10 protein-coding genes are annotated in these 10833 nt (G+C 69.3%); 2 read left to right on the top strand and 8 right to left on the bottom strand.

The window, feature by feature from the left end; all coding sequences use genetic code 11:
- The 3 genes from D471_RS39590 to D471_RS0118635 form a co-directional block, all read right to left on the bottom strand.
- A partial coding sequence (locus tag D471_RS39590) for a DUF5931 domain-containing protein (RefSeq protein ID WP_275041345.1) occupies positions 1-258 on the bottom strand: 258 nt, incomplete at its 3' end.
- A 3-nt stretch (positions 259-261) separates the two neighbouring features.
- Positions 262-1122: a hypothetical protein gene (locus D471_RS0118630; RefSeq protein ID WP_017600014.1), complete on the bottom strand. Its 861-nt coding sequence runs from the start codon at positions 1120-1122 to the stop codon at positions 262-264.
- Positions 1119-1916, bottom strand: a complete 798-nt coding sequence (locus D471_RS0118635; RefSeq protein WP_017600015.1) for an alpha/beta hydrolase — start codon at positions 1914-1916, stop codon at positions 1119-1121. The genes D471_RS0118630 and D471_RS0118635 overlap by 4 nt, the downstream gene beginning before the upstream one ends.
- A gap of 451 nt (positions 1917-2367) precedes the next feature.
- On the opposite strand from D471_RS0118635, the gene D471_RS0118640 reads away from it, so the two are divergent.
- Complete coding sequence (locus D471_RS0118640; protein ID WP_017600016.1) at positions 2368-3219, top strand: lysophospholipid acyltransferase family protein; 852 nt, start codon at positions 2368-2370, stop codon at positions 3217-3219.
- Between the two features lie 285 nt (positions 3220-3504).
- Here the strand turns inward: D471_RS0118640 and D471_RS0118645 are convergent, their stop codons facing one another.
- Positions 3505-4452 carry an ROK family glucokinase gene (locus D471_RS0118645; RefSeq protein WP_017600017.1) on the bottom strand — a complete coding sequence of 316 codons (948 nt, stop codon included), beginning with the start codon at positions 4450-4452 and terminating at the stop codon, positions 3505-3507.
- A gap of 140 nt (positions 4453-4592) precedes the next feature.
- Positions 4593-5024: a hypothetical protein gene (locus tag D471_RS0118650; RefSeq protein ID WP_017600018.1), complete on the bottom strand. Its 432-nt coding sequence runs from the start codon at positions 5022-5024 to the stop codon at positions 4593-4595.
- 382 nt (positions 5025-5406) lie between these two features.
- On the opposite strand from D471_RS0118650, the gene D471_RS0118655 reads away from it, so the two are divergent.
- Positions 5407-7221, top strand: a complete 1815-nt coding sequence (locus D471_RS0118655) for an AMP-dependent synthetase/ligase (RefSeq protein ID WP_017600019.1) — start codon at positions 5407-5409, stop codon at positions 7219-7221.
- On the opposite strand, the gene D471_RS42525 is transcribed toward D471_RS0118655, so the two are convergent.
- From D471_RS42525 to qcrA, 3 genes are all read right to left on the bottom strand, one after another.
- A complete protein-coding gene (locus D471_RS42525) occupies positions 7218-7526 on the bottom strand; it encodes a zinc ribbon domain-containing protein (RefSeq protein WP_338045346.1) in 309 nt (102 codons plus the stop codon). The two genes, D471_RS0118655 and D471_RS42525, sit on opposite strands and share 4 nt — an antisense overlap.
- A gap of 718 nt (positions 7527-8244) precedes the next feature.
- Entirely contained in the window at positions 8245-9888 is a 1644-nt protein-coding gene (qcrB, locus tag D471_RS0118665; RefSeq protein ID WP_017600021.1) for a cytochrome bc1 complex cytochrome b subunit, read from the bottom strand.
- Between the two features lie 3 nt (positions 9889-9891).
- On the bottom strand, positions 9892-10833 hold a 942-nt coding region (qcrA, locus tag D471_RS0118670; protein ID WP_017600022.1), incomplete at its 5' end, for a cytochrome bc1 complex Rieske iron-sulfur subunit.

Here is a 10833-nt window from a genome sequence, read left to right on the forward strand (position 1 = left end):
GGCGGCGGGTGCCGTGGCGAAGAGACAGGCGAAGGCCACGGTGAGGTCTGCGCTCAGGAGGCGTCGCGTGCGCCGCGAGGGGCGGGCGTAGGCGCGGGTGGTCACCGCGGTCCACACCATCATGAGGGCGAGCACTGTCCACGCCACCCAGGGGCGGCTCAGGTAGGCGTGGTGCTGCACGGCGAGGACGACGGAGTAGACGAGGGAGGCGGCACGGAAGACGGCGATCGCGCGCCAGAGGGGGACGTCGAAACCCAGGGCTCAGACCACCGCCCCGTCGTCGGGTCCGTCGCCTCCGGGTCTGCTGTCGGTCATGCGCAGGATGAGCACGACGAAGCTGACGAGGAAGGCGGCGATCGCCACGAACATCAGCCAGTTGGGCAGCGTGATCCCGACGAAGGCGGCCCCGAAGAGTACGGTCGGCCCGCCCAGGAGTCCGAACCAGGCGGCGATGCCCGCACGATCGCCCTGGAGCAGCGGGGGCGGGGGCGGCGGTTCGTAGTGGCCCTCGCGGTCGGCCTCGACCCTGCGGCGCGCCTCCTCCTCGGCGGCCTCGCGGGCCAGCGCGTCACCGCGGTCGAACGGCGGCCCGTCCGCGAGCAGATCGCCGAGGGGCGGCTCGTCGCGCTCGTCGGGGACACTCAGGTTCTCCGCGTCGGGCCAGGCGGCCCGACGCCGGGCCGCGGCGGTGTCGCCCTCGCCCTCGTAGAAACGGGCGACCAGGTCGCTCCAGACCTCGTCCTCGTTCGGGGGTTCCACGGGGGGCGCGTCGGGATCGCCGTGGGTGGGCGGCCCGTCCAAGAGGTCCCCGCCGCGCGGGGTGTCGAGGGCCCCGGCGGTGGGTGCGGTACCGGTCCGACCGCCGAGGTCGGGCAGCTCCGATCCCAAAACGCGCTCGGCCGCGGCGCGTTCCTCGGCATCCACGTACAGGTGGTCCGTGGGCGGATCCTCGGTCTCTCCCCCACCGCCCGGTTCGAGGACGTCCTCCTCCAAGGGCACGGCGTAGGCGGCGATACCGCTGCGACGCAGCGCCTCCAGCATCCGGTCGGCGTGGGAGGGCGCGAGCAGGACCAGGGGAACGTAGGCATCGGCGAGCAGGCCGTTGCCCCGACGTTGTGTCATCGGACGGCTCCTTCCCCGCTTCTCCTCTGCTCTCGCACGAAGGCGAGGCTTCCGTCGAAGATCTCGGCGGCGTCGTGGTCGAGCGTCGCCACGTGGTAGCTGTCGTGGAGCAGGTGGATCGTCAACGACGTGTTGACCGCCCTTCTGGCGAGCATACGCAGACTTCGCGGTCCGACGACATGGTCCTGAGGGCTCCGGTAGGCCAGGATCGGCGCTCGCAAAGCGGACATGCCCACCTGAACCTCGCGCCACAGCTTCGGGAGTGTCGCGGCGGCGGCCGTGGGCGTGCGCGTGTAACCGCCCTCCCTCTCCCCCGGCTTGGCCACGTCGCTCGTCAGCCCCGGGGTGGAGGGCATAACCCGCCTGACCAGCCCGCGGAACGGGGCGACGAGCGGGAGTCGGATGTCCTCCACCACGAGGGAGGGGTTGACCAACACCACACCGCGCACGGTGTCGGGGTGCTCCTGGGCCAGGCGCAGGGTCAGGGCGCCGCCCATCGAGAGCCCCATGACGAACACCTCGTCACAGCGCGCCGCCAGGTCCAGCAGCGCCCGTTCGACGGCGGCGTACCAGTCGTCGCTGGTGGTGAGGTTCATGTCCTGCCAGGTGGTGCCGTGGCCCGGCAGCAGGGGCACCTCCACGCTGTGCCCCTCCGCCGCCAGGTGCTCCGCCCAGGGGCGCATGGAATAGGGCGATCCGGTGAAGCCGTGGCAGAGGAGGACGCCGACCTCGGACCCCCGGTGGCTGTACGGTTCCGCGCCCGGCAGCAAGGGGGTGACGGCGGTCGGTCTCATGGAGCGGCTCCAGGGGCTCGTGCGGTACGGGGGCGGGTGACGGCAGGCCCCCGGCTTCAGCCTGCCTCGGCGTGAAACCCCGGGCTCTCACCCCCGGGAGGAATCGCCACACAGACTACCCCGGGTACCTCGACAGGCACCGAATCCCCCTTGCGGAACCGCTGCCCGCGTCCGGGCCCGCGGAGGGGCGGTCGCGGAGGTCCGGTTTCACCCGGTTCGGCCGACACCGGCCGATCACCGGGGGAACGGTATCCTTTACCAGGCCGGGCGCGGCAGTCCGTTTGGAGGCGCTTTGGCAGTCGCCCCCGTGCGATGGGAGGATGGCGCACGTCAGGTAACGCTCCTCCCCACCCTTCGGGCGGAGGCGCTTGCGACCTTGTTGGCCGAGCGGGACAGGAACCGTGGCAGACCCTGCCCAGGACTCCCCGCGTGTGCAGGGGTGATCTCAACGATGTTCTACTGGGTGGTCAAGGCGATCCTGGGGCCGGTACTGGCCGTTCTGTGGCAGCCGCGCGCCGAGGGCGTGGAGAACGTGCCGCGGCGCGGCGCGGCGATCATGGTGAGCAACCACCTGTCCTTCTCCGACCACTTCTTCGGTCCCCTGCCGCTGCCGCGCAAGATCACCTTCCTCGCCAAGTCCGAGTACTTCACCGGCACCGGGGTCAAGGGGCTGGTCAGCCGGGCGTTCTTCACCGGTGTGGGGCAGATCCCGATCGACCGCTCCGGTGGAAAGGCCAGTGAGGCGGCGCTGCGCACGGGTCTGCGTGTGCTCAAGCGCGGCGACCTGCTGGGGATCTACCCCGAGGGCACCCGGTCCCCCGACGGCCGCCTCTACCGCGGCCGTACGGGTGTGGCGCGCCTGGCCCTGGAGGCCAAGGTCCCGGTGGTGCCGATGGCGATGATCAACCTGGAGAAGATCATGCCGCCCGGCCGGACCGTCCCGAAGCTGGGCGTACGCCCCAAGGTGGTGTTCGGCGAACCGCTGGACTTCTCCCGCTACCACGGGATGGAGCGCGACCCCCGGGTGCTGCGCGCCGTCACCGACGAGATCATGTACGCGCTGATGTCGCTGTCCGGCCAGGAGTACGTGGACCGGTACGCCCAGTCGGTCAAGGCGGAGCTGGAGGCCGAGGCCAAGGAGGCCCGGCGTGAGCAGCACGCCAGCGACAAGGACCGCAGGCGTGCCGAGCGCGCCAAGCGCAAGGAGGAGCGCCGTACCCGCAAGGAGGAGAAGCGGGCCGAGCGCAAGGCCGCCAAGGAGCGCGCGAAGGACGGCGGGGAACCCTCGGGCTCCGAGGACTGACTCCGCTCCCGACACGAGTAGGGCGCGGCTCCGGTGATCGCACCGGGGCCGCGCCCTGTTTGTTTTGGTCCTCCGCTTCGCTTCGGACCGTGTTCGGGCGCCCTCAAGGCAGGGATTCTGCCCGCCCGTCGCCCACCACCACCCTCAACGGACGCCTACGGCGCAGTCCCTCCTTCGGCGGCGCCTATCGCTCGTTCCTCGCTACGCGGCTCGCCTCGTCGTGCAGAACCCTGCCGACGCCCGAACGGCAACCCCCTCGGGTAACCACCCCGCCCAGGGCCCCGGTCAGTGCCGGGCGAGGTCTCCGGCGCCGACGATCCCCGCCTCGCCGCCGAGCTCGGCCAGGCGCACCTCGGCCAGGCGGCGGTGGGGGCGCCCGGACACGTGGCGGCCGAACGAGGCGCGGACCGGGTCCAGCAGAATCGCCCCCGCGTCGGACACACCGCCGCCGAGGACGAAACACTCCGGGTCGAGGATGGCGGCGAGGTCGGCCAGTCCCAGCCCCGCCCACTCGCCGACCGCGGCGAAGCACTCCAGGGCGGCCGCGTCGCCCTCCAGTGCGGCCTGGGTGATGATCGGTCCCTGGACCCGCTCCACGGTCCCGTCGGCGAGCTTGAGCATGCGCTCCGCCTTCTGGGGGTCGGTACGGGCGCGGTCCTGAGCCTCGGCGACCAGTGCGCGTCCGCTGGCGTACTGCTCCCAGCAGCCGTGGTTGCCGCAGGGGCACCGGCGGCCGAAGGGCACCATCCGGTAGTGGCCCACCTCCGAGGCCACGCCGAAGCGGCCCCGGTACAGGGCGCCGTCCAGGACCAGACCGCCGCCGATACCGGTGCCCAGGGTCACACACACGATGTGGTCGCTGCCGCGACCCGCGCCGAAGCGGGCCTCGGCCCAGGCGGCGGCGTTGGCGTCGTTCTCGACCACGACGGGCAGGCCGACGCGCTCCTGGACGCGGTCACGGAGGGGGTGGTCGCGCAGGCCGAGGTTGACGGCGATCTGGACCGTGGCACGGTCCTCGTCGACGAACCCGGCCACACCCACACCGACCGCCCCGCAGTCCGCCTCAGGGCGCCTGTCCCGCAGTTCGCGGACGGCGCGGGCGACGACGTCGGCGAGGGCCTCGGGGTCATCGGCCGGAGTGGGGTACTTGACCTTGTCCAGGATCTTCCCGTCGAGGTCAACGACCCCGGCGGCGACCTTGGTCCCGCCGATGTCTACGCCGATGGTGAGCATGGGGGCGACTCCTCCGTACTTACGCCCGAACTCTGACATAAGTAACAAGGTTCATGGCAGAGATCTTGCAAATGGTGTAAACCATTCGATTAAACCAGCCCGCAACCCCTGGGAACACCCCTTCGGCGAAACCCGTGGATCTAGACCGGTTCGCGCCCTGTGACCTGCTTGTCCGCACTGGGCGCCGCGGCACCGCCACGCTCCGCCCCCGGGGTGTCGTTACGGGTCTGCTCCAGGGAGCGCTCGACCACGTCCCAGGTGCGCCCGAGCGCGTCGGCCACGACCAGACCCGCCCGGCCCAGGTGTCCGGCGAGCTCCGGAGCGCTCGTGCGCACGATGTCGAGGACCTCGCCGAGCGGCTGGCGCTCCGGTTCCGTCTCCAGCCGGATCGCCTCCGACCACACGTCCTCCTTGGCGGGAGGCGCGGTGACCGCGCTGACTCCGCGCCGGACCCCCGCGGCGAGCAGCTTGCGCTGGAGGCCGTCGACCAGTCGCAGCGCGTCGTCGACGAGGTCGGGGGCGGGAGCGCGCCCGCCAGAAGCCCCTTCGCCCCGACCGTTGTTCTCCGTCATGTCAGACCTCCTTGGGACCGGCTTGCCGTTGGCTTCACGTTAACCGGGCCCCGAACCGCCCTACAGGCCCCTCAGGGCCGAATCAGGGGCGAACCAGGGGTGCCCCGACCGCATCGGGCCCCGGCCTCCCAGCCCAGAAAACCCGGCATTTCACGCGTTCTTCACGTCGGGTGCACGAACACCACGCAGGCGATAGTGTCGCGTGCGCGGGAGGAGGAGTCGGGACGAACCGTCCGCCCCACGCGTCCACCCACGTCAGACACCGGGTTCGGTCACCGTTGGATACCGAACGGCATGCCGTCCTACTCACGAGTAGCATGGTGTTGTTACGGTCGTCACGTCCCCACACATCAAAACCCCGTACACGCCCAGGAGCCACAACGTGCGCGAATACAGTTCTCCCGCGAAAGCTGAGATCTCCGACGACGCGCGACTGACCGACACGCTCTACGCGCGCGCGGCCAGCGAGCCCAACGCCGTCGCCGCCCGCCGGCTGGAGTCCGGACAGTGGCGCGACGTCACCGTCGCCGAGCTGCACGGCGACATCACCGCGTACGCCAAGGCGCTGATCAACGCGGGCATCGAGCACGGTGACCGGGTCGCCCTGATGTCACGGACCCGCTACGAGTGGACGGTCGTCGACTACGCGATCTGGTCCATCGGCGGCGTCACCGTCCCGATCTACGAGACCTCCTCCGCCGAACAGGTCGAGTGGATCCTCTCCAACTCCGGGGCCAAGGCCGCCTTCGTCGAGACCGACTCCCACGCCGAGCGCGTCGAGTCGGTCCGCGCGAACACCCCCGACCTGGGCAACGTATGGCGGTTCGACGGAGACGACCTCACCTCCCTGCGTGCCACCGGCGCCGACATCGACGACGAGACCTTCGACAAGCGCCGCACCGCGGTCAAGGTCGACGACCTCGCCACCCTCATCTACACCTCCGGCACCACCGGCCGCCCCAAGGGCTGCAAGCTGACGCACCGGAACTTCCTCTTCATCGCACACTCGGCGCTGGAGGGTCCGGCCAAGCAGATCCTCAAGGGCACGTCGAACCCCTCCACCCTGCTCTTCCTGCCCCTGGCACACGTGTTCGCGCGCTTCGTCCAGGTGATGGTGATCGAGGGCAAGGCGATCCTGGGCCACTTCTCGACGACCGGCCCGGAACTGATCGACCAGTTCTCCGTCTTCAAGCCCACCTTCATCCTCGCCGTCCCGCGCGTGTTCGAGAAGGTCTTCACCAAGGCCGAGCAGAAGGCCACCGCCGAGGGCAAGGGGAAGATCTTCACCGCCGCCGCGAACACCGCGATCGACTACAGCAAGGCGCTCGCCACCGGCCAGGTGCCCTTCGGCCTCAAGCTCAAGCACGCCGTGTTCAAGAAGCTCGTCTACGGCAAGCTCATGGACCGCCTGGGCGGCCAGTGCGAGTACGCCGTCTCCGGCGGTTCGGCCCTCGGCGACCGGCTCGGCCACTTCTTCCGGGGCGCGGGTCTGACCATCATCGAGGGCTACGGCCTCACCGAGACCACGGCGCCCACCACGGTCAACAGCCCCGGCTTCAACAAGATCGGCACGGTCGGCCAGCCCCTGCCGGGCACCAGCGCGCGGATCGCCGAGGACGGCGAGATCCTCGTCAAGGGCGACCACATCATGGTCGGCTACTGGGACAACGAGAAGGCCACCGAGGAGGCCTTCACCGAGGACGGCTTCTACCACACCGGCGACCTCGGCGCCCTCGACGACGACGGCTTCCTCAGCGTCACCGGCCGCAAGAAGGAGATCATCGTCACCGCGGGCGGCAAGAACGTCGCGCCCGCGGTCCTGGAGGATCGTATCCGGGCGCACACCCTGGTCAGCCAGTGCATGGTCGTCGGTGACAACCGCAAGTTCATCGCCGCCCTGGTCACGATCGACCCCGAGTCGTTCGAGCAGTGGAAGTCCGACAAGGGCAAGACCGGCGAGATCGCCGACCTCACCGAGGACCCCGACCTCAACGCCGCCGTCCAGGAGGCCGTGGACAACGCCAACAAGGCCGTGTCCAAGGCGGAGGGCATCAAGAAGTTCCGCATCCTGCCCAGCGACTTCACCGAGGAGAGCGGCCAGCTCACCGCCTCCATGAAGGTCAAGCGGCACGTGGTGAACAAGAGCTGGAGCAAGGAGATCGACGAGATCTACAACGTGTCATCTTCTCAGTCCTAAGACCGAGCTTGCCGGTAGGCGCCCGGCTGGCTGCCGGGTCGACCTCCGCGTCCAGGCAACCTCAGGGGCTTCCAGGGACGGATGACTGCCGCCCCGCGTCCCACGCGATCTCGCCTCGAGCGGCATGGTCGCGGGAAGCGTTCCGGTCGGCGTGCGCGGGCGACGCCGCACGACCGGCGGGTGAACAAGGCCTGGCTGGTGCGGTCGCCCTTTTCGCGGTGACCGCCCCAGCCCCGCGTCTGGGACGTGTAGGCCGGATCCACGAACACCACGGGTACACCCGCCCCGCGGGCCTTGTACGAGATGGATTCGCCTAACCGGGCGAAGGCCCAGGAGTGCGGCGCGGCCCGTTGGGGCGCCCGGAGGGGACTGCGGCCGAAGGCCGTCGGTTGAGGGCGGTGGGGGGCGACGGGCCGGACGTACCCTCCGCCGGATGCCCTTCAACTCTTCCAGGACGATCCCGCGCGAGGTGCGTTCGACCTCGGCCACGATGCGTTCGGAGATGCAGTGGTTGCCGTTGCGGATATCGGCCTTGAGGGTGGTGTAGGCGTCGGCGACCTTCTTGATCACGTGCTGGGCGGCCTGCGATCCGATCCCGGCGGCCCGTACACCGGCGTGGGCGAGCTTACGCAACGGGTAGTTCTTGGTCGTCCCCATCTCGTGCGCGATCTCGGATACCCGATTGGCCTGGTCGTTGACCGCGCCCAGGGTCGCCTCCAACGCCGCCGCCCGCTCAGGCGACGGCGTGAGTCTGAGCTGCACGATGATCGCCGACACACTCACCATCGTGTGCCCAACGAGTGACAGAGTGCAGCGGAATGCACCTGAAAGTGATGCTCGTCGCTCAGGGTTCGCCAGGGCATGGGCGGCGATTCCTCCCGGGCCTGAAGCCCCGGGTCCTGGCCCAAACGAGCCGTCCCCGAGCCACACGCCCGTGCTCGCACCCGCACCGTGGGATCCCGGACACACGCGACGGGCCCGGCCGAAACACGGCCGGGCCCGTCGTCGTCGGATGCGCGCGTCCTAGTGGGCGGCGGACTCCTTCTCCTCGGCGGAGTGGTGCAGGTGGTGGCCGCTGTGCGGCTCCACACCCTCGAAGGACACGTTGTCCTTCGTGTACCAGTGCGCCAGGGCGCGGCGGAGCCTGCCCATGGTCTTGCGCTTCTGGGGGCTCTCCACACCCTTGTCGTCGGTCTCCTCGCCCAGGGCGGTCGAGGTGATCGTCGGCTTGCTCAGGAGCGCGTCCACGGTGTCCTGCGAGCTCTCCTTGTGCACCTCGATGAACTCACCGCTGGGCAGCTGCTGGATGATGCCGCTCTCGTAGCCGTGCTCCAGGGTGTCGCGGTCGCGCCGCTGCAGACCCAGGCAGATCCGCTTGGTGACGATGAACGCGATGATCGGCCCGATGATGATCGACGCACGGAAGATGTACGTCGTCAGGTACAGGTCGATGGAGAACGTCTCCGACAGGATGTCGTTCGAGCCGGCGAGCCAGAGGATGCCGTAGGCGGTGACGCCCGCGACGCCCAGACCCGTGCGGACCGGGGCGTTGCGCGGCCGGTCGGCCACGTTGTGCGGCCGCCTGTCCCCGGTGATCCAGGCTTCCAGGAACGGCCAGGCGGCCAGACCGCCGAACAGCAGACCCATGAGGCCCAGACCCGGTACGAGGACCGCCACCGGGACCGCGTAGCCGAAGATCTGGAAGTCGAACGTGTTCGGGAAGATCCGCAGCGCTCCCTCCAGGAAGCCCATGTACCAGTCCGGCTGGAGGCCGGAGGTGATGGAGGTCGGCGTGAACGGACCGAACAGGTGGATCGGGTTGACCTGCACGAGCCCGGCCAGGCCGGCGGCCACGGCGAACGTGAAGAAGAAGAACCCGCCCGCCTTGACCGCGAACCCGGGGAACATGGGCGTTCCCACCACGGTCTTGTTCGTCTTGCCCGTGCCCGGGTACTGCGTGTGCTTCTGGTGCCACAGGATCATGAAGTGCGCCACGATGAGCGCGAGCAGCAGAGCCGGCAGCAGCAGGATGTGCAGCATGTACAGGCGCGGGATGATCAGGTCACCCGGGAACTCCCCGCCGAACAGGAACATCGAGACGTAGCTGCCGACCAGCGGCAGGGCCATGATCACACCCTGGAGGATGCGCACGCCCATGCCGGAGGGCAGGTCGTCCGGCAGCGAGTAGCCGAAGAGGCCCTCGACGATGGCGATCGTGAAGATCCCGACGCCGATCAGCCAGTTGATCTCGCGCGGCTTGCGGAACGCACCGGTGAAGAACACACGGAGCATGTGCACCACCAGCGAGGCCACGAAGATCAGCGCGGCCCAGTGGTGGATCTGCCGGACGAGGAACCCGCCGCGCACATCGAAGTCGATGTACAGGGTCGAGGCGTAGGCCTCACTCATCTCGACGCCCTGGAGGCGCTCGTAGGAGCCGTCGTAGACGATCTCCGCCATGCTCGGCTTGAACCACAGGGTCAGGAAGACACCCGTGAGGAGCAGGATGATGAACGAGTACAGCGCGATCTCGCCCAGCATGAACGACCAGTGGTTCGGGAAGACCTTGCGAAGGTTCTTCTCACCGGTCTTGGCGAGGTGGAAGCGGTCGTCGATGAAGTTGCCGACGCCGCGCAGCGCCTTGGGTGCTTGCGTGGTCTTACTCATCGACTAGTCCTTCGCGTAGTCCCAGAACGTCGGCCCGGGCGGCTCGGTGAAGTCGCCCGTCGCGACCAGGTAACCCTCGTCGTCGACGCCGATCGGCAATTGCGGAAGGGGACGGTGCGCCGGACCGAACACGACCTCGGCGGCGTTGGCCGCGTCGAAGGTCGACTGGTGGCACGGGCACAGGATGCGGTGCGTCGTGCGCTCGTACAGCGCCGCCGGGCAACCCACGTGGGTGCAGATCTTGGAGTAGGCGACGATTCCGTTGTGCGTCCAGTTGATCCGCGGCTCGTCCTGGCCCTCGACCGTCTCGGTCATGCCCGACTTGTAGTCGCCCTCCGGGATCTTGATCAGGAGGATGACCGACTTGGCCTTGTCGTTCAGGCTGAGGTGGTAGTTCTCCGCGTACCGCTCGGACTCGCCCTCGCCCTCACCGTGGTCGCCCTCACCGTGGCCGCCCTCGTGCACGACGTAGGGCAGCGCGGTGATCATGCCGTTGGGCTCGGACTCCAGGTCCTCGGCTCGGATGAACCGGTCGGTGCCCTCGACCACCATGCGCACGCCGTCCGCCCAGGGGGTGTCCCTGAGCTTGTCGCCGGGCAGGGGGCCGGTGTCGCGCAGGAGCACGATCGGGGCGATACCCAGCGGCAGCATGGCGGCGATGAGCGTCCGCCGCATCAGCGGACGCTTGGTGAAGCCGCTCTCGTCGGCGCTCTTCATGAAGAAGGCGCTGAAGGAGCTCTTCTCCTCGTCGTCGGAGGGCAGGTCGTCATAGGGCGAGGAGACCTCGTAGTGGGGCATCACCCTGCGCGCCCATACCGTCATACCCGCGCCGATACCGAACAGCGCCAGGGCGAGCGTGCTGCCGAGCAGCACGTTCGAGTACTGGCCGATCCGCGGGTCCGCGATCGCCGGGACGTCCTGCGCGTTCGGCGGGGACAGGGAGTA

This window comes from Nocardiopsis lucentensis DSM 44048 (assembly GCF_000341125.1).
In the GTDB taxonomy this organism is placed as follows: domain Bacteria; phylum Actinomycetota; class Actinomycetes; order Streptosporangiales; family Streptosporangiaceae; genus Nocardiopsis; species Nocardiopsis lucentensis.